The organism is Streptomyces iranensis (assembly GCF_017874715.1).
In the GTDB taxonomy this organism is placed as follows: domain Bacteria; phylum Actinomycetota; class Actinomycetes; order Streptomycetales; family Streptomycetaceae; genus Streptomyces; species Streptomyces iranensis.
Genome location: NZ_JAGGLR010000014.1, coordinates 213,454 through 232,665, shown reverse-complemented (window position 1 = coordinate 232,665; position 19,212 = coordinate 213,454). Strand labels below are relative to the sequence as shown.

The 19,212-nt window shown below is 71.9% G+C and carries 16 protein-coding genes; 8 read left to right on the top strand and 8 right to left on the bottom strand.

Annotated features, from left to right (window positions below):
- Positions 1-44 precede the first annotated feature (44 nt).
- Positions 45-920 carry an ABC transporter permease gene (locus J2Z30_RS25940; RefSeq protein WP_044580124.1) on the bottom strand — a complete coding sequence of 292 codons (876 nt, stop codon included), beginning with the start codon at positions 918-920 and terminating at the stop codon, positions 45-47.
- The gene (locus J2Z30_RS25935) at positions 913-1,725 is read right to left on the bottom strand and encodes an ABC transporter ATP-binding protein (protein ID WP_044580123.1); all 813 of its coding nucleotides are present in this window, start codon (positions 1,723-1,725) and stop codon (positions 913-915) included. The genes J2Z30_RS25940 and J2Z30_RS25935 overlap by 8 nt, the downstream gene beginning before the upstream one ends.
- 240 nt (positions 1,726-1,965) lie before the next feature.
- Between J2Z30_RS25935 and J2Z30_RS25930 the strand changes: the two genes are divergently transcribed.
- The gene (locus J2Z30_RS25930) at positions 1,966-3,651 is read left to right on the top strand and encodes a sensor histidine kinase (protein WP_044580122.1); all 1,686 of its coding nucleotides are present in this window, start codon (positions 1,966-1,968) and stop codon (positions 3,649-3,651) included.
- Entirely contained in the window at positions 3,648-4,340 is a 693-nt protein-coding gene (locus J2Z30_RS25925; RefSeq protein WP_044580121.1) for a response regulator, read from the top strand. Before J2Z30_RS25930 ends, J2Z30_RS25925 begins: the two co-directional genes overlap by 4 nt.
- A 9-nt stretch (positions 4,341-4,349) precedes the next feature.
- Here J2Z30_RS25925 and J2Z30_RS25920 read toward each other — a convergent pair whose 3' ends face one another.
- Positions 4,350-5,126 (bottom strand): hypothetical protein, encoded by a 777-nt coding sequence (locus J2Z30_RS25920; RefSeq protein ID WP_044580120.1) that lies wholly within the window; start codon positions 5,124-5,126, stop codon positions 4,350-4,352.
- 306 nt (positions 5,127-5,432) lie between these two features.
- On the opposite strand from J2Z30_RS25920, the gene J2Z30_RS25915 reads away from it, so the two are divergent.
- Positions 5,433-6,410 (top strand): D-2-hydroxyacid dehydrogenase family protein, encoded by a 978-nt coding sequence (locus J2Z30_RS25915; protein WP_044580119.1) that lies wholly within the window; start codon positions 5,433-5,435, stop codon positions 6,408-6,410.
- Between the two features lie 260 nt (positions 6,411-6,670).
- On the top strand, positions 6,671-7,750 hold the full coding sequence (locus tag J2Z30_RS25910) for a hypothetical protein (protein ID WP_052701853.1): 1,080 nt from the start codon (positions 6,671-6,673) through the stop codon (positions 7,748-7,750).
- A gap of 114 nt (positions 7,751-7,864) precedes the next feature.
- On the opposite strand, the gene J2Z30_RS25905 is transcribed toward J2Z30_RS25910, so the two are convergent.
- Both J2Z30_RS25905 and J2Z30_RS25900 read right to left on the bottom strand, forming a co-directional pair.
- Complete coding sequence (locus J2Z30_RS25905; protein ID WP_308280065.1) at positions 7,865-9,883, bottom strand: spermine/spermidine synthase domain-containing protein; 2,019 nt, start codon at positions 9,881-9,883, stop codon at positions 7,865-7,867.
- Positions 9,884-10,204: 321 nt separating this feature from the next.
- Positions 10,205-11,755, bottom strand: coding sequence for a nitrilase-related carbon-nitrogen hydrolase (locus J2Z30_RS25900; RefSeq protein ID WP_052701851.1), 1,551 nt, complete (start codon positions 11,753-11,755; stop codon positions 10,205-10,207).
- A gap of 79 nt (positions 11,756-11,834) precedes the next feature.
- Between J2Z30_RS25900 and J2Z30_RS25895 the strand changes: the two genes are divergently transcribed.
- Entirely contained in the window at positions 11,835-12,452 is a 618-nt protein-coding gene (locus tag J2Z30_RS25895; protein WP_209468842.1) for a TetR/AcrR family transcriptional regulator, read from the top strand.
- A 32-nt stretch (positions 12,453-12,484) separates the two neighbouring features.
- Here J2Z30_RS25895 and J2Z30_RS25890 read toward each other — a convergent pair whose 3' ends face one another.
- The 3 genes from J2Z30_RS25890 to J2Z30_RS25880 all read right to left on the bottom strand — a co-directional run bounded on the left by J2Z30_RS25890 (position 12,485) and on the right by J2Z30_RS25880 (position 15,884).
- Positions 12,485-13,657 carry a sialidase family protein gene (locus tag J2Z30_RS25890; protein WP_044580116.1) on the bottom strand — a complete coding sequence of 391 codons (1,173 nt, stop codon included), beginning with the start codon at positions 13,655-13,657 and terminating at the stop codon, positions 12,485-12,487.
- 255 nt (positions 13,658-13,912) lie between these two features.
- On the bottom strand, positions 13,913-14,710 hold the full coding sequence (locus tag J2Z30_RS25885; protein WP_044580115.1) for an SDR family oxidoreductase: 798 nt from the start codon (positions 14,708-14,710) through the stop codon (positions 13,913-13,915).
- 166 nt (positions 14,711-14,876) lie between these two features.
- On the bottom strand, positions 14,877-15,884 hold the full coding sequence (locus J2Z30_RS25880) for a 1-aminocyclopropane-1-carboxylate deaminase (protein WP_044580114.1): 1,008 nt from the start codon (positions 15,882-15,884) through the stop codon (positions 14,877-14,879).
- Between the two features lie 298 nt (positions 15,885-16,182).
- Between J2Z30_RS25880 and J2Z30_RS25875 the strand changes: the two genes are divergently transcribed.
- From J2Z30_RS25875 to J2Z30_RS25865, 3 genes are all read left to right on the top strand, one after another.
- Positions 16,183-17,181, top strand: coding sequence for a dihydroxyacetone kinase subunit DhaK (locus J2Z30_RS25875; RefSeq protein WP_044580113.1), 999 nt, complete (start codon positions 16,183-16,185; stop codon positions 17,179-17,181).
- A gap of 50 nt (positions 17,182-17,231) precedes the next feature.
- The gene (locus J2Z30_RS25870) at positions 17,232-17,933 is read left to right on the top strand and encodes a DAK2 domain-containing protein (protein ID WP_044580112.1); all 702 of its coding nucleotides are present in this window, start codon (positions 17,232-17,234) and stop codon (positions 17,931-17,933) included.
- Between the two features lie 171 nt (positions 17,934-18,104).
- Positions 18,105-19,199, top strand: coding sequence for an acyltransferase family protein (locus J2Z30_RS25865; RefSeq protein WP_078957157.1), 1,095 nt, complete (start codon positions 18,105-18,107; stop codon positions 19,197-19,199).
- Positions 19,200-19,212 lie beyond the last annotated feature (13 nt).

Genomic DNA, 19,212 nt, shown 5'->3' with positions numbered 1-19,212 from the left:
AGGGAGGGCGGGCTCGGCGGGAGCCGGGAAGAAGGAGGCGGGGCTCAGCGGTCCTCGCCGGGCTGGGCGGGCTTCCAGCGGAAGAGCCGCTTCTCCAGGAAGGTCAGCAGCCCCTCGGCGAGCAGGGCCACCACGGCGAGGATCACCATGGCGGCGTACACACCGGCGGCGTTGAAGGTGCCCTGCGAGGAGGACACCAGCAGGCCGAGCCCCTTGGTGGCGCCGATGTACTCGCCGACGATGGCGCCGATGAGGGCGAAGCCGAAGCTGACATGGAGGCTGGTGAAGATCCATGAGGTGGCGGAGGGAATCACCACCTGGAGGGTCACCTGACGGTTGCTCGCGCCGAGGATCCGGGAGTTGGCCACCAGATTGCGGTCGACCTCCCGGGCGCCCTGGAAGGCGTTGAAGAAGACGGGGAAGAAGACCAGGACGACGGCCGAGGCCACCTTCGAGGCCGGGCCGAGGCCGAACCAGATGAGGAAGATGGGCGCGAGGACGATGCGCGGCAGCGCGTTGAGCACCTTGATGTACGGGCCGAGCACATCGGCGAGGAAGGCGATCCGGCCGAACGCGATCCCCAGGACCACACCGGCCACGACGCCGATGCCCCAGCCCAGGAGCGCCTCGTAGAGCGTGTACCAGATCTGCTCCCACAGCGAGCCCTGCGCGGTGCCGTGCAGCGCCCACTGCTTGAGCTGCTCCCAGATCTTCGAGGGCATCGAGAAGTTGAAGGGGTCGATGACGGCGGCGCGGGACATCCATTCCCACAGCCCGATGACGCCGACGAGCACCAGGGCGCGGGTGCTCTGGACGAGGACGGCGCGCTTGCGGGCGGCGCGCGCCCGAGCCCTGGAGCGGTTCGTACCGGGTGTTTTGCCGAGTGCTGGGGCGGCCTTGGCGGAGATGGTCTCAGGCATCGACGGCACCCCTCTCGCGGGTGATGCGGACCTCTTCGCCGAGCGAGGACCAGATCTCCCGGTAGATCTCCACGAACCGCGGCTCCAGCCGCACCGACTCCACCTTGCGGGGCCGGGGCAGATCGATCTCGAAGACCTCCTTGACGGTGGCCGGTCCGGCCGTCATCACCACGACCTTGTCGGCCAGGGCGATGGATTCCTCCAGGTCGTGGGTGACGAAGACGACGCACGCGCCGGTCCCCGCCCACAGCTCCAGGAGTTCGTCCGACATCAGCGCGCGGGTCTGGACGTCGAGCGCCGAGAACGGCTCGTCCATCAGCAGGATCTCGGGGTCGTTGACGAAGGTGGACGCGAGCGCCACGCGCTTGCGCTGGCCGCCCGACAGCTGGTGCGGATAGCGGTCCTCGAAGGAGGAGAGGCCGACCCGGGCCAGCCACTCACGGGCCCGCTCCTTCGCCTCCGCCTTGGGCACACCGCGGAAGCGCGGGCCGGCCATCACATTCGACAGCACGCTGCGCCAGGGGAACACCGCGTCCTGCTGGAAGACGAAGCCGACGTTGGATGCGATGCCGCGGACCGGCTCACCGGCCACCAGCACATCGCCCTCGGTGGGCTCCTCCAACCCACTGACCAGCGTCAGTGTCGTGGACTTGCCGCAGCCGGTGGGCCCGACGACGGCGACGAACTCACCGTGCCCGACGGTCAGGTCCAGATCCCTGACCGCGGTGTGGAGGGCCCCGGACGGAGTCCGGAACGCCTTGCTCGTTCCCCGCAGCTCGATGGCGGGGCTGGTGTGGCTGCTCATGGCCGGGAGAGTAGGAGTGACCCGCGCCACAGCGGCAGTCTTGTGAGCACAACGCGCCCTTGCGCTCACAAACCGCGTTCTGCTCGTTTTGCTCGCGCCCGCGCAACGAAAACGCTACGGAGACTGGGCATACGCCCCGGGCGCCTTTACGGTGCCTTCACAGCACCATAAACGGACGAAGCACTACCGCTCGCGTTCGGGACCACACGGGACCCCGAGACGGGAGACAGGGGGCCCATCATGCGTATCCGATGGCCCCGGCGCGTCTCCGGTCAGGTACTCGCCGCGCAGCTGTCCATCACCGCCGGAGTGATGGTGCTGGCGACCGCGCTCTTCCTGGCCCCGCTCAGCTCCGAGATCGACAACCAGGCGATGCACCAGGCGCTCGCCATCGCCCAGACCACCGCGGCCGATCCGGACATCGCCCGGGACCTCGCCGCCACGAAGCCCACCCCGTCGGGTCCGGTGCAGCGGGCGGCGGAGCGGATCCGCCGGTCCACCGGGGCGCTGTACATCGTGGTGATGGACTCCCGGGGGGTGCGCTGGTCGCACACCACCACCGCCCGGATCGGCGAACACGTCTCCACCGATCCGCGCGAGGCGCTCTCCGGCCGGGAGGTCCTGCAGATCGACGTGGGGACGCTCGGCCGCTCGGCCCGCGCCAAGGTGCCGCTGCGGGCCAGGGACGGACGGATCATCGGGGCGGTGTCGGTGGGCATCGGCTACGGCAGCGTGCGCGACCAGCTGCTGGCGGCGGTCCCCCGGCTGCTGCTGTACGCGGGGGCGGCGCTCGCGGTGGGTGTCCTCGCGGCGATCGCCGTCTCGCGCCAACTGCGCCGCCGTACCCACGGTGTGGCGTTCGCGGACATCTCGGCGCTGCTCGACGAGCGGGAGGCGATGCTGCACGGCATCCGCGAAGGGGTGGTGGCCTTCGACCGGCGGGGCCGGATCCGCCTGGTCAACGACGAGGCCGGACGGCTGCTGGGGATCCATCCGGACGCCACCGGCCGCACCCTGGAGGAGTCACTGCCCCCTGGCCGCACCACCGATGTGCTGGCGGGGCGGGTGGACGGGGCGGATCTGCTGACCGTCAGCGGCGGCCGGGTGCTGGTGGCCAACCGCATGCCGACCAAGGACGGCGGGGCGGTGGCGACGCTGCGGGACCGCACCGAGCTGGAGTTGCTGGGCCGCGAGCTGGACAGCACCCGCGGGCTGCTGGACGCGCTGCGCGCCCAGGACCACGAACACGCCAACCGGCTGCACACTCTGCTGGGGCTGCTGGAGCTCGGACTGCACGAGCGGGCGGCGCAGTTCGTGGCCGAGCTGACCAACGCCCGGCGCGCCTCGGCCGAGCAGATCTCCGAACGGGTGCACGATCCCATGCTGTCGGCGCTGCTGGTCGGCAAGTCGGCCATCGTGGCCGAGCGCGGGGTCGCCCTGCGGATCTCCCCCGCGACCCTGCTGCCGGGGCGGGTGGTCGATCCGCGCGATCTGGTGACCGTGCTCGGCAACCTCATCGACAACGCGCTGGACGCGGTGGCCGCACACCGCTCGCCCACCCCGCTCGTCGAGGTCGAACTGAGGGCCGAGGGCACCACCGCCGTGCTGCGGGTGAGCGACACCGGTCCGGGGGTGCCACCGGGGATGCGCGAACAGATCTTCACCGAGGGCTGGTCCACCAAACGGCCCGCCCCTCCCGGCTCCCCGGACGGCCCCGACGCCCACGACGGGTCCGCCGCGGTGTCGCCGCGCGGCCGGGGCATCGGACTGGCCCTGGTACGGCGGCTGGCCGAGCGATACGGAGGGATGGCCCGGGTCACCGCTCGGGCGGGTGGCGGGGCGGTGTTCACCGTCGTCCTGCCCGAGGCCCTCACCGGGGACGACACACCCATTCATGAGTTCACCGCAGCAGGAGAGTCACGATGATCGACGTTCTTGTCGTGGACGACGACTTCCACGTCGCCGAGATCAACGCTGCGTATGTGGCCCAGGTGCCCGGCTACCGGGTGACCGCCCGCGCCCATACCGCCGCCCAGGCCCTCGCGACCCTCGAACGCAACCCGGTCGACCTCGTTCTGCTCGACCACTACCTGCCGGACGAGACCGGGCTGACCCTGGTGCGCCGGATGCGCCAGCTCGGCCACCACGCCGACGTCATCATGGTGACGGCGGCGTGTGACGTGGCCACCGTGCAGGCCGCCATGCGCCATGGCGCACTCCAGTACCTGGTCAAGCCGTTCAGCTTCGCCGGGCTGCGGGCCAAGCTGGACGGCTACGCGGCACTGCGCCGCACTCTCGAGGGCGTCGGCGGGCGCGGCGAGACCGGTCAGGAGAGGGTGGACCGGATCTTCGGCGCCTTCGCGGCCGCCGACACCTCCGGTCCCACCCTCCCCAAGGGCCACTCCGCGCCCACCGTCGACCTCATACGCCGGGTCCTGGACCAGGCCGACCACCCGCTCTCCGCCCATGAAGTGGCGGAGCGCACCGGCATCAGCCGCTCCACGGCCCAGCGCTATCTGAAGTACCTCGAGCATGCGGGCCGTATCAGCCTCACGCTCAAGTACGGGGACACCGGCCGTCCGGAACACCGCTACACATGGGTGGCGGTGAACTGACGGCACCCCTCAGCTGGTGGCCGTGGCCTCGTACAGGCCACGGCCGGAGCGCTGGGCCCGGTCCGAGGAGCGCAGCCGCTCGAGGGTGTTGCGCACCGAGTTCACATTGGTGCGGGACTCGTCGCGGCCCAGGGCCTCGTTGACCTCGGAGGCCCGCATGGGGCGGCCGGCCTTGCGCAGCGCGGTCAGCACGCTGTCGGCGAGCCCGGTGGAGCGCTCGGAGGTGGTGGCCGTCTCCTTGGTAGCCTTCTCCGCCGGCTTCTCCGCGGCCTTGGTGCTCTTGGCGGTCTTGGCCGTGGCCTTGGTGGCCTTCACCGTGGCCTTCGCGGACTTGGGAGCCTTCGCCGCGGCCTTCGCCGCGGTCTTCTTGGCGGCGGTCTTCTTGGCCGCCGCCTTGGTGCCCCGTCCGGTGGCCGGCGCCTTGCCCGCCTTGCCGCCACTGCGCTGACGGCCGATGGCCGCCTTGCGGGTGGCGGCGGAGGTACGGCCGGTGGTGGCCGTGTCCTCGGCGGACTCGGGCGCGGCGGCCTCGGTGGCCGGTTCCGCGGCCGGCTGGGCCACGGGCTCCGCCACCGCCACCGGGGCTCCGTTGCCGCCCTGCTCGGGCACCGCGGAGGTGGAGAGGGACTGAAGACTGCTCAGGGCGGTGCTGACCGCCTCCAGCCGCTTGGTGACGGCCTCCAAATCACCCTTGAGTGCCTCCTGTTGCTTCTGCAGCTGAGGGAGTTCGGCCTCCAGCACCTCGATGGTCGAACCAACACTGCTGTCCGCGCTCAACGCGTTCACTTCACTTCGTCCCCTTTCTGGGCGTCTGCGCCCATCGCAGCAGCGATTATGCCTGCTGTCAGTGGTGTGCGGTGCCCTGTGTGCCACTACGCAAAACAACCACACATGTCTCAGCACCCCATGAGAGGCCAACTTTCGGTGAAAAAACACGTCTGTGACACCACGCCCGCGCGCCGGATGTCATCCGGAAGGGTGGCGCCGCAAACACGGTGACGACGTGTCAGGCCCCCGTTTCCGGGGTGCCATCACATGGGTGGTAGAAACACCGTACCTGTCCGAGGAAACCGAGGTAGTCGAGGTAGTCCCATGAAGTTGCGCTGCGCCGTGCTCGACGACTATCAGGATGTGGCGCTGTCGGCGGCCGACTGGTCGGGGGTGCTCGACGCGGTGGACGTGGTGCCGGTCCATGAGCACATCGCCGGTGAGGACGCGGTGGCCGAGGCGATCGGGGACTGCGAGATCGTGGTCATCATGCGGGAGCGCACCCCCTTCCCCGCGTCGCTTTATCCCCGGCTGCCACGGCTGAAGCTGCTGGTCACCACGGGGATGCGCAATGCGTCGGTGGACCTGGAGGCCGCCGCCCGCCACGGCGTCACCGTGTGCGGCACGGGCAGCGCCGCGCAACCGACCGCCGAGCTCACCTGGGCGCTGATCCTGGGGCTCGCCCGCCATCTGGTGCCGGAGAGCACGGCGCTGCGGGACGGCGGAGCGTGGCAGAGCACCGTCGGCACCGATCTGCACGGCCGCCGTCTGGGGTTGCTGGGTCTCGGCAGGATCGGCACCCAGGTGGCGCGGGTCGGCCGGGCCTTCGGCATGGAGGTGGCCGCCTGGAGCGAGAACCTGACGGCCGAGCGCGCGGAGGCGGAGGGGGTCCGGTTGGCGGACTCGAAGGAGGAGCTGCTGGAGACCAGCGACATCGTCTCGGTGCATCTGGTGCTCGGCGACCGCACCCGGGGGCTGCTGGGCGCGCCCGAGCTGAGGCGGATGCGTCCCACGGCACTCCTGGTGAACACCTCCCGCGCCGCCATCGTGGACCAGACCGCGCTCGCGCAGGCGCTGCGGGACGGCTGGATCGCGGGCGCGGGCGTCGATGTGTTCGAGCGGGAGCCGCTGCCGCCGGGCGATCCGTTCCGTACGCTGCCCAATCTGCTGGCCACCCCGCATCTCGGCTATGTCACCCGGGGCAACTACGAGCGGTTCTACGGCGATGTGGTGGAGGACATCAGCGCCTATCTTCAGGGCACGCCGATCCGCCGTCTGAGCCCGCCCGAACCGGCCGGCTGACCCGACCCCGAGGAGCGCCAAGGGGGCGTATTCCGACACGCGTTGGAACCGGTCGGCGACCTCGCCGACCTCGTTCGGATGCTCCGTACCCGACCACTGTTCGCATGCCCGGCTGAAAGCGACGCATGCCCTCCGCCCGGTGGACACTATTCCGTTTCGCCTTCGTCATACCGGACAGGCTGCCTGGCACGGACAACCCATCGGCCCGCACGACAGACCGGTGCCCGGTCCACCGACCCGGCGCCGCGGACGGAGGGAACGTGGCTCACAGCACATCCGGAAAGCCGACGACCGACGGGGCATCGGCCGGGCAGGACGCCCTACGGCACGGCGACGGCGACGGCGGCGGAGGGCCGGGGACCCCGCCACCGAGCCGGCGCGGCATGCTCTCGGTGGCCGCGGCGGCCGGACTCGGCCTGCTCGCCGGCTGCGGCGAGGAGTCGGCGGGCTCCGCCTCCGGAGCGGGTCCACAGGGGTCCACGAAGGCGCGGCGCTCCCCGTCCGCCACCCCGTCCGGGCGCTCCCCCTCCCCCACTCCGAAACCGCGGCCCGAGCTGCCGCGAGGCGGCCGGGAGCTGTCCCGCTACCGGCTGGTGGGCTACTGCGGACTGCCCGGGGCCGCCGCGCTCGGCCGGCTCGGTGTCGGGGACCTCGACGACCAGGTGCGGCAGATCGAGAAGACCGCCCGTGCCTACGCCGCGGACCGTGAACCGCAGCCGGTGCTCGAACTCCTCGCGACCGTCGCCAACAGCGCCGCGGGCCCCGGCGGCACCTACCGCTCCCGCACCTCCTCCGACACGATCCGCCGCTTCCACGACGCGGCCAAGCGCCACCGTGCCCTGCTGCTGCTGAACATCCAGCCGGGCCGGGCCTCGGTCCTCGGCGAGGTCAAGGCGCTGCGCGAATGGCTGGTCCACCCCGATGTCGGCATAGCCCTGGACCCGGAGTGGGAGATGGGTCCGGGCGAGGTGCCGGGGGACACCTACGGCCACACCAGCGGCAAGGAGCTCACCGATGTGGCCCGCTTTCTCTCCGGGATCGTCGATGAACACGATCTGCCGCAGAAGCCGCTCGTCTTCCACCAGGTGGCCGTGTCCGTCGTCCGCGACCAGTCCGGCTTGCGCCCGCAGCCCGGGGTGGTGTTCATCAAGAGCGCGGACGGCATAGGTTCGCCGGGGATGAAGCGGGACACCTGGCGGCAGCTGGTCAGGAACCAGCCCGAGGGCGTGCGCACCGGCTTCAAGCTCTTCTACGAGGAGGACACCGAGGGGAGCCGGCTGATGACCCCGGAGGAGGTGCTGGCCCTGCGGCCACGCCCGGACTACGTCATGTTCGAGTGACCGCGGTGGCCCGCGCCGGGAATTCGGCGGCCCGCACCACGCACGCGGCCGCCCCCGGCCGGAAGACGGCCGGGGGCGGCTGGGGGCGGCCGGGGGCGGCCGGGGAAGGAGCGCTCAGGGGCGTGGCGCCGTCTGCACGGTGAGGGGTTCCTGGGTGGCAACGTCGCCGGGGCCACGGCGGGTGAAGCGCATGGCCACACAGGCCCCCGCGTACAGCACCGCCACCACCAGCAGCAGCGCCTGATAGCCCGTGAGCAGGGCCAGGTACTCGAGGGTGCCGCCGAACAGGGAGCCCAGCAGGTTGGCGCCGAACGCCGACGTGGGGTCGGCGGCCGCCGCCAGCCGGTCGGAGAAGATGAGGTTGGCGCAGAAGATGGGGGCGAAGGCCAGCGCGATCGCGGCGGCCAGCCGGGGGGCGAAGGGCAGCCCCAGCACCACATGGGACGGGACCAGCCAGGCGATGGCGAGGCTGGCGAACAGCATCAGTTGCAGCACCAGCTGATTGACCCGGCGCAGCCTGCGCCGGACCTCCACCGCGCACAGCACGGCGAGCAGCACCCCCGCGAAGACCATCGCGTTGACCAGCCAGGTGGTGCCGAAGTAGAGGGCGAACCCGATCACGTTCTTGGTCTCCAGCAGCATGAACGCCGCGCCGAGCAGGAACATGTCCACGTAGCGGGCGGTGCGCCTCAGCCGGACCCCGGTCAGCCGCACCGACACCAGCGTCACCAGCAGGATCGCGCCCAGGACCCCGATGTAGAGGGTGGGGATGGTGCGGTGCAGCAGATACGGGAAGGGGTGGTCGTCCCCGGCGGCCGAGGGCACCGGACCGGAGGGGCGCCACGCGGAGGCGGTGCAGGACTGATCGCCGGAGGTGACACCGGCCACCAGGATGGCCGCCTTCTTGCCTCCGTAGTGGGTGATGCAGGGGGCGTGCCCGAAGACGGAGGTGAGCGAGGAGCCGAACCGGTCGATCAGCCAGTTCTGCCGGTAGTAGTTGTACATGGCGAACGCGCCGCCGGGGGCGAGGTGGCGGTGTGCCGCCTCGAACGCCTGCCGGGTGAACAGATAGCTCTCCAGGCGCAGGTTGCTGGCGCCCGACACCAGGGTGAGGGAGTCCGGCAGGGCGAGGACGACCAGGTCGTAGCGGGTCTTGGTGCGCTCGAGGAAGGCCCGGCCGTCGTTGATGTGCACATGCACCCGGGGGTTGGCGTAGGGCCGGGCCGGGTGCAGTGACGCGCCGATCTCCTGCAGCCGGGGGTCGATCTCCACCGCGTCCACCCGCTGGGCGCCGTGGGCGAGCGCCATCGCCACGTCGTTGCCGTTGCCCGCCCCGATGACGAGCACCCGGCGGTGGGAGTTGCGTGGGGTCTCGCGGTAGGGCTGCTCGTACGGGGAGTCGGGGCGTCTGAGCACCCTCAGCGGGGCGATGGACTGGTGCGGTACGCCATTGGCGGAGATCTTGTAGTCCCGGCTGCCGGAGGTCGGCCTGGTGACCTCGATCTTGTAGTACGGGGACCAGGAGATGCCGCTGGCCGCCGTCTCCAGCGCCAGGATGGCCACCATCAGCGCGAGCGGCACCGAATATCTGATGGTGTTGCGGCGGCCGCCGAGGGTCAGCAGCGCCACCGCGGCGATCACCCCCCACACCACCGACGGTGCGCGCAGCCAGGACAGCAGCGCGAAGGACACCGAGCCGGTGAGCGAGCCCATCAGGTCGAAGCGGTACGCCTCCAGCGAGGGCAGCCGGCGGAACTGATCGGCCGTCATCTTCCCGATGGCCATCATGATCAGCGCGGTCAGCCCGAAGAGCACCGGCAGGGTCACCCACTGGGGCAGACCGGTGGTCTTCACGGCGGTGAAGTAGATGACCTCGCCGCTGGTCTGCCGCACCTGCACGGGGAACTCGCGCACCAGGACGACGAGAACGGCGAGCGGGACGGGCGCCCAGCGGGTCAGCCACTGACCACGGCCGGCGGGCAGCAGGAATCCCAGGCCGATCCCGAGGAACGAGCCCAAGAGGATGAAGTTCGAGAAATAGCTCAGATGGACGATATTGGCGCCGGTCCACCGGATCAGCGCCAGCTCGACGAAGAGCATGGTGGCGCTGGCCAGCAGCAGCCTCGCGCGCACGTTTTGCGGTCCTGGGCTGTGCTCCATGTCGGCCACGCTGTCATCCGGGGCGGGGCAGGTCGAGCACCCACACGGCCCGTGCCGTCGGCCGGATGGCGGGCGTCCGGCGCCTCGGAAAGCGGCTCCGGCCGCTCGCCCTCCGTCCGTGCGATGCCCCGCCACCCCGCCACCGCCGCGACCGTCGGTGCAGGTCAGCGGCGTGGCTTGGGGTGTGGTGCGACGGCCGTACGGGGTGCGGCGGTCACGTCGCGGTAGGTGTCCCGGGTCCGCTCCCCCGGCCACCGCCGTACGGCGTTCGGGTCATGGCCCGTCCGGTGTCCGTCACCTGCCCGGGCCAACGGCGGACGCCCGCGCGGAGGAGGCGGACCCGGATGGCGGAGCGGGGTGGCGCCGGGTGCGCCTGGCGAGAACCACCGCCGCGGCCACGGTGCCGGCGAGCACGGCCCAGGAGAGGATGTCGCCCGTGCGGGAGTACGGGGTGCGCGAGCCGTGGACGGGGACGTCGGCGTACCAGACGCCCGTGTCGGTGGTGGTGTCCTGCGTGGACAGCAGCCGTCCGGTGGCGTCGTAGGCGCTGGACTGGCCGTTGAAGTCCTGCCGGACCAGCGCGTAGCCGTTCTCGATCGCGCGCAGCCCGGCCATGGCGGTGTGGGTGCGCCCCATCTCGGGCCAGTCGCCGCCGGGGACGAGGACGATGTCGGCGTCGATGTGATTGCCCGCCGGGAAGTCGGCGTCGAAGCAGATGACGTTCGCCAGCCGGCCGTACGGGCTGTCGACGACGGGCACGTGGCCGTCGCCGGGTGTGTAAATCTCGAGCCCGGGGATGGGCCGGGCCTTCTCGTAGTCCCACAGCTTGCTGCCGTCGGGGCCGAAGAGATGCGTCTCGTCCCTGCCGTGGGGCGCGTCCGGCAGATAGGTCAGGTCGGCCACCAGGAGATAGACGTTGTGCGCGTCCGCCGCCGCCGATGCCTGCCGCAGGAACGCGCGGTGGTCCTCGTCGGCCACCCGCGCGGCGTTCTCCGACCAGACGACGATCCGCGCACCGGCCGCGGCCGCCCGGTCGGTCTGGCGGAAGAGGTCGTCGAGCAGCGGTCGCATGGCCCGGCGCACATCGGCCCGGTCGACGCGGCGCGGGTCGGTGACGGCGAGCCGGGAGGCGCCGTGCACCGCCGTCTCGGCGTCGATGGCCGCGTGGCTCGGGTTGACGCCGGCCACTTTGACGGTGTCGCCGCCCGTGTCCGTGGACATCGTGCGGAGCTGCCCGCCGACGACGATCAGCGCGACGGCCGTGGCGTAGGCGGCGGCCCAGCGCGGCGCGGGCCGGTGCGGCCCGCGCTCCCAGACCAGATTGCCGACCGTCGCTCCCGCCCCGATGACGAAGGCGATGGCGTACGGCCCGGTCAGCGCGGTGATCTGCAGCAGCGCGGTGCTCGTGTGCTGGGACGCGGCCCGCATGCCGTAGACGGTGCCGAACGGGCCGTACGTGCCGAGGAGGAATTCCACGGACATGGCCGCGGCGGGGAACAGCAGCACCCGGCCGAGGGTGCCGGCGCGCGGGCCGAGCAGCCGGTCGACCACATACGGCAGACCGTAGGCCACTCCGAGGGCCACAACGCCCAGGAAGACGAGCCAGGTGATGGGTACGGCGAGTTCGGCCATCCACACCGCGGCCGACGCCACCGTGACGGCGAACACCGCGGGCAGGGCCACGAGTGGGCGGGTGTGGCGCAGGAAGCGGAGGAGGAGCAGCGGCGCCACCCATGCGGCCAGGGGCACGTCGAACCGGCCGCCGACGGACAGCAAGGACGCCGCGGCGCCGCCCCACAGGCACAGCCAGGGGCGTTGAGCGGGTGGGGCGAGTCGTTCGGTCATCGGGCACTCCTGTGCGCGGGCCGCGTCCGCATGGACCGGCCCGCATCGATGTGTACGATGTCCACATTGAAGGATGGAGGTGTGGACACTGTCAACATCCACTGGCTCGGGATACCACCACGGGGATCTGCGAGCGGCCCTGCTGGACTCCGCTCTGGCGCTCCTCAACACTGCGGGCCCGGGTGAGCTGTCACTGCGGGCGGTCGCCCGGCACGCCGGGGTCTCCCCGAACGCCCCCTACCGCCACTACCGCGACAAGGAGGCGCTGCTCGCCGCCCTCGCCACCCGGGGCTTCACGGAGCTGGGCGAACGCCTCGCCGCGGTCGCCCCCGGGAAGGAGCCCGGCGCGGAGGTCATCGCCATGGCGTGCGCGGCGGTCGACTACGCGCTGGACCACCCCGGGGTGTACCGCCTGATGTTCGGGCAGGCGTGCAGCAGCCACCCCGACACCATCGCCGCCTCCGACGCCGCGATCGCCATCGTGGCGGAGCACATCGCGGCCGTCGCGGAACCGGAGCGGCGTGAGCCGCTGCGGATCGGGATCTGGGCCCTCGTCCACGGGCTGAGCACACTGCTGCTCGACGAACGGCTCGGCACACCGACGCGCGCCGAGGCCGACGCCCTGGTGGACACGGTGGTGCGCACCATGCTGGGCGCCGGCCCCGAACGGCCGGACGGGGGATCCGCGGCCCGGTGAACACCGCACCGCTCAGCGAGCGTTCCGCCGGGTCAGCTCCCCCCGGTGGCGTAGAACGGCTTGCACACGGTGCCCACGTAGTCCGTGGCGATCTCCAGCACTCGGCTGCCGTCCGCCGAGGGCAGCAGCGCCGAACTGTAGTTGGGGCACCAGTCGACCACCTTGGAATCCACCCGCACCGGTGCGGAGATCGAACGCCAGGCCCCGGTGCCGCCATTGCTGTTGGTCCAGACGGTGGCACCGCTGCCGGTGGCGGTGGTGCCGTCGGCGTTGTTCAGGACCTGGCCGACGAGGAACAGCCTGCCCCGGGGATTTCCGGGCTCAGGGGCCCAGGCGAGGTTCGGCGTGTGGGTGAAGTACTTCCCGTCGGCGGTCTCGGGACGGTAACCGAGGTGAGCGGGGTCGCCCCAGTCCCAGCCGTCCCGCGAGGTCCGGTAGTGGACCACGCATGAGTACTGCCCCTGGGCAGCGCAGATCTCGTATGCCATGAAGTACTGGCCGTCGGGCAGTTTGCGCACGATGGGCATACCCGGCCGGTCGGAGGCGAGATTGCTGGCGACGGTGGCGTGGTGGCCCGTCCAGGTGATCCCGTCCGCGCTGCGGGCGGCGACCAGCTTCTGGCTGTGCGCGGGGTCGGTCTCGTCCGAGTAGTGGGCCACCAACCGTCCGCCGGAGTCGATGGAGAACTCCGGCTCCCACAGCCCCTTGGCGTTGGGGGCGGTGGCCACGGTGGACAGATAGGACCAGGTGCGGCCCTGGTCGTTGCTGCGGAAGACCCGGATGGCCATCCGGCGATCCGGCTCGTCCTGGCCGATGGAGGCCGCCCACAGCAGGGTCCCCGCGGGCATGGCGCCGACGGCCCGCGGCAGTTCGTACAGGGTGGCGCAGCATTCGCCCTGTCCGCCGGACGCCTCGGGGTCGGCCACCTCGCCCACCTGCCGGAAGGTGGCGCCGTCGTCGGTGCTCTCGTAGATGGCACCGAGCCCGTCCGAGCCGCGGAAGGTGACCACCGAGGCGAGGATGCGGGCGTTGGCGGCGCCGTTGTGCTGGAGGCGCAGGGCGCGGGGGTAGAGGCCGGTGCCGTCGCGCAGCAGGGTCCCGGAGGCGGCCGCGGCCGGGGGTGCCTGAACGGCCAGGAGCGAGCCCAGGACGGCCAGGAGGGTCAGCAGGGTGGGCAGGAGGAGTCTTCGGTACGGCGTGGTCATGCACGCTCCCTCGGGAGGAGTGGTGAAGGGGGAGAGGGGCCCGGACCCTGCGTGGCGCAACGCTAGAGAGAATTTCCAACGTTGTAAATCCCTTGCGCAGGCTTCCGCGAGGGCCAGGCCGGGGCCGAAACGGGGCCACGCTTTCGCCACGTGCCCAGGGACCGGTACCGCCCTCGGCCGGGACACCGGGCCGAGGGCGACGTGCGCCTCCGCCCCGTCACGCCATGGCGTAACGGGGCGGTCGGGGCGGTGCGGTCAGTGCTCCTGGGCGGTGGGGCGCACCATGATCTCGTTGACGGCGGCGTGCGAGGGCTGGGTGACCATGAAGGCGATCGCGCGGGCGATGTCCTCGGGGTGCAGCCAGGACTCGCGCGGCATGCCGCGCCCGACGGTGGCGACCGCGCTGCCGGCCGTCAGCTCCGTGGCGACCATGCCCGGCTCGATCAGCCCCACCCGGACACCGCGGGCGGTCACCTCCTGGCGCATGGCCTCGCTCATGGCGCCCACCGCGTGTTTGGTGGCCGAGTAGACGCCGTTGCCGGGACGTGCCAGCCGGCCGGCCACCGAGCTGACGTTCACCACGTCCGCCACTCCGCGCGGGCCGTCGGACGCCGTACGCAGCAGATGCGGCAGCGCCTGCTGGGAGGTGTGCAGCACGGCCCTGACGTTGAGGTCGAGCATCCGCTCCCAGCCCTCGGGGTCGCTCTCCTCGACCTTGCCGGGCACCACGGACCCGGCGTTGTTCACCAGCACATCGAGCCGTCCGCACCGCTCGACGGCGTCCTCGACACACTGGCGGGCCTGCGCCGTGTCCCGCAGATCGGCGGTGAGGACGGCGCAGGAGCGGCCCTCCTTCCGCACCGTGGCGGCCAGGTCCTCCAGCCGTTCGGTACGGCGGGCCACCAGTGCGAGATCGGCTCCCTGCCGGGCCAGCGCCACGGCGGTGGCCGCTCCGATGCCGCTGGACGCGCCGGTCACCAGCGCCACGCAGCCCGACAGCGGGCCGTAGGAGGGCGCGGCCTCTCCGGCGTGCCGGTCCTTCCCGGTGTTCATGTCCGTCACCCTGGCTCCCTGGTCTTACGGGGGTGGGGAGGCCACGGGGTTCGCGTGGCCCGGGGTGTGGACCGGGTACCCCGGCCAAGGCCGTCCATCGCCCCCGTTCGTCCTTCTCTGCGGACTTCTCAGTGGACTTCTCAGCGGGGACTTCTCGGCGGACTTCTCAGCCGAAGGCGCCGCTGTAGGCGTTGAGCGCGGGCTGGCCGCCGAGGTGGGCGTAGAGCACGTTGGAGTCCTCGGGTATGTCGCCGTCGCGGACGAGGTCGATGAGCCCGGCCATGGACTTGCCCTCGTAGACCGGGTCGAGGATCACCCCTTCGAGGCTTCCGGTGAGCCGGATCGCCTCGAGGGTGGAGTCGACCGGGACGCCGTAGAGGTCCCCGGCCCAGCCCTCCAGCACGGTGATCTCCTCATCGCGCAGCTCCCGGCCGAGGCCGATCAGCCCGGCCGTCTCGCGTGCGATCTTCTCCACCTGGGCACGGGTCTCGGCCAGCTTGGCGGAGGCGTCGATGCCCAGCACCCGGCGGGGGCGGTCCTGGTCCGCGAAGCCCGCGATCATGCCCGCCTGGGTGGAGCCGGTGACGCTGCACACCACGATGGTGTCGAAGAAGACCCCCAGCTCCCGCTCCTGTTCCTGGACCTCCCGCGCCCAGTTGGCGAAGCCGAGACCGCCCAGCGGATGGTCGGAGGCCCCGGCGGGAATCGGATACGGCGTGCCGCCCTCGGCGCGGACGTCCTCCAGGGCCTGGGTCCAGCTGTCCTTGAAGCCGATGCCGAATCCCGCGTCGACAAGCCTCACCCGCGCGCCCATGATCCGGGAGAGCAGGATGTTGCCCACCTTGTCGTTGACGGAGTCGGGCCAGTCCACCCAGCTCTCCTGCACCAGGACGGCCTTCAGCCCCAGTTTCGCCGCCACCGCGGCGACCTGGCGGGTGTGGTTGGACTGCACACCGCCGATGCTCACCAGGGTGTCCGCGCCCTTCCGGAGCGCGTCGGGGACGAGGTACTCCAGCTTGCGGGTCTTGTTGCCGCCGAAGGCCAGCCCGCTGTTGCAGTCCTCGCGCTTGGCCCAGACGCGCGCCCCTCCGAGACGCTCGCTCAGCCGGTCCAGGGGGTGGATCGGGCTGGGGCCGAACAGCAGGGGGTGGCGCTCGAAGTCATCGAGGGACATGGGTGGCTCCTTGTGGGTGGTGCCGGATGTCCGCCGATCCCTACCCCGCCCCTCCCCCTCGGCACACGGTTCCCTCTCCACCCGTCCCGCCGGCACCCGGCCCGAGCCCTGCCCGGCCACCCCGGTCAGTACCCGACCGGCGTATGCCAGTAGGCCGTTGGGGTCCCGCTGCTGTCCAGCCTGAGCACCCTGCCGCCGGGTCGCGGCGACTATCTGTGCCTGAGCCCTCGTACCGCCGAGACGGCGCTCGACCGCCGAGTCCACCCCGTCCGCCCCACTCGCCCAGGGAGCCGAGATCATGCCCCAGTACTTCCGCGACTCGCCCGAGTCTCTCGTTCCCGACGCGCTCGCGGGCTTCGCCGCCGCCCATGCCGATCTCGTCGCCTACAGCCCCGACCACGGATACTTCCGCACCCGCCACACCGCACCCACCCGCCGCGTCGGACTGGTCTCGGGCGGCGGCTCCGGCCATGAACCGCTGCACTCCGGCTTCCTCGGTACGGGGATGCTGGACGCCGCCTGCCCCGGCCGGATCTTCGCCTCGCCCCACAACCGGCAGATCTTCGAGGCCAGCCGGGCCGTCGCCCGAGCCGACGGAGTGCTGCACATCGTCAAGAACTACACCGGCGACCGCATCAACTTCGGCATCGCCGCCGAGCGCCTCGCCCACGAGGGCATCCGCTGCGCACGTCTCCTCATCGACGACGACCTCGCCACCGACTCCGACGACATCGCGGTCGGCCGCCGCGGCACCGGTGCCACCCTGATCGTCGAGAAGATCCTCGGCGCCGCCGCCGACGAGGGCCGCGGTCTTGAGGACCTGGTGGCGCTCGGCACCGATGTGACCCGGCGGGCCCGCAGCCTCGCCGTCGCCGCGGCCGCCCACACCACGCCCCAGTCCGGGACACCGGCCTTCACCCTGCCCGACAACGTCCTGGAGTTCGGGGTCGGCATCCACGGCGAGCGGGCCGAGGGGACCACCCCGCACGCACCGCTCGGCAAGCTGGTCGAGACCATGACCGACCAGCTGCTGGCCGCGCTGCCCGACAGCGCCGGGACACGGGTGCTCGCCCTGGTCAACGGGCTGGGCTCGATCACCTCGCTGGAGCTGTACGGCATCCGCCACGCGGTCGCCAAGGCCCTGGACGACCGCGGTGTCGGCCTCGACCGGTCCCTGACCGGCACCTTCGTGAGCGCCCTGGACATGCGGGGCTTCTCGCTGACCCTGTTCGCCACCGACGCGGAGGCGCTGCGGCTGTGGGACGCCCCCGCCCGCACCCCCGCCTGGCCCCTGTGATCCGTCCGGCCCCCGTGACCCCGCCACCGCCCCGAGGAGTTGCCCCGCTCATGCCCGACCAGCCCGGCCCCAAGGGCCTCACCCACACCGCCGTCATGGACTGGATGACACGGTTCGCCGCCACCGTACGCTCCGTGGAGCCCGAGCTCACCGCGCTCGACCAGAAGGCGGGCGACGGGGACTTCGGCGCCAATCTGGTCACCGGGATGGACGGCGTGCGCCGCGCGCTGGACGCCCTGGCCGCGGGCGCGGGGAACGGCGAGCGGGACCGGCGGGGACCGGACGCGCCGCTGGACGCCGCGGCGCGGGTCTTCCTCGACGACGTGGGCGGCACCAGCGGCCCCCTGTTCGGGCTGCTCTTCCAGGAGCTCGCCGACGCGCTGGGGATGGCGGCCGACCCGCCCGGGACCGCGGCCCTGGCCCTCGGCACCGCCTCCGGCGCGGCCGCGATCCAGCGGGTCGGCGAGGCCGAGGTGGGCGACAAGACGATGGTGGACGCCCTCGTCCCCGCCGCGCGGGCCCTCGCCTCCTGCGAACCCACCGCCGACCCCGCGCTCGCGCTCCATGTGGCCGCGGTGGCGGCCCATCGGGGCGCCCGCTCCACGACCGATCTGCGCGCCCGCCGCGGGCGCGCCAGCTACACCGGCGACCACTCGCGCGGCGTCCCGGACCCGGGCGCCCTGGCCGTCGCCCTGCTGTTCGCCTCCGCACACGCCGAGCTCACCTCGATCGGCCGGCTCCCCGTGTCCTGAGGAGGAAGGCCGAGGCCATCAGGGGATCCCCGGGACGTGCCGCCCGCCGGTGAACGCCGCGGCCGGGCCGCACGTACTGGGCTCCGAGTCCTGGCCCGCATGAGAGGAGCAGAGCGGGGCAGACGACCAGGATTCGACTGTCGGTTCGATCAAAGGTGTCCGGGAGAATCTGTGCAGCAGGAGACCGCCGCCCATGTGACCACGCCACCGGCCGTGCCACGGCCACGCGAAGGCGGCGCGACCGGAGGCCGGACGCGCGACCCGTACTTCGACAACGCGAAGTACCTCACCATCGTGCTGGTGGCGTGCGGCCACGCATGGGAGCCGCTCACCTACGGCAGCCGGGCGGCCACCGCGATCTACCTGACGGTGTACGCGTTCCACATGCCCGCGTTCGCCCTCATATCGGGCTACTTCTCGCGGAGTTTCGACATGGCGCCGGGGCGGGTGAAGCGGCTGCTCACGGGCGTCGTGGTGCCGTACCTGGTCTTCGAGGTGGCGTACACGCTCTTCTACCGCTGGGCGCAGGACGATCCGGGCTATCCGATCAGCCTGCTCGACCCCTGGTATGTGATGTGGTTCCTGGTCGCGCTGTTCATCTGGCGGGTCACCACCCCGCTGTGGCTCGCGCTGCGCCATCCGGTACCGGTCGCGCTGGCGGTGGCCGCGCTGGCCTCGATCTCACCGGAGGCCGGCGGGGATCTCGGTCTCCAGCGGGTGCTGGCGTTCCTCCCGTTCTTCGTGGTCGGACTCACCCTGCGCCCGGACCACTTCACCCGGCTGCGGACCCGGCGGGCCCGGCTGGTCGCCCTTCCGGTGGCGGCCTTCGCCCTGTGCACCGCGTACGCGGTGGCGCCCTGGATGGACGCGGAGTGGTTCTACCACCGCAAGAGCGTCGCCAAGCTGGACGGCGTACCGTCCTGGGCCGGTCTGCTCACCACACCCGCGCTCTTCGGTCTGGCGCTGGTGCTGACGGCCTGCTTCCTGGCCTGGGTGCCGGGGCGCCGGACCTGGTTCACCGCGCTCGGCTCGGGCACGCTGTACGGCTATCTGCTGCACGGCTTCATCATCAAGTCGTCCCGTTTCTGGGACTGGTACGACCATCCGTGGCTGCACACCCCGCTCGGGGAGCTCACCGTCACGGCGGCCGCGGTGCTCATGATCACCGCACTGTGCACGGAACCGGTGCGACGGGTCCTGCGCGCCGTGGTGGAGCCACGCATGGACTGGGCGTTCCGGCGCACCGGTTCGTCGGCCGGTTCCTGAGGGAGGCGGGACG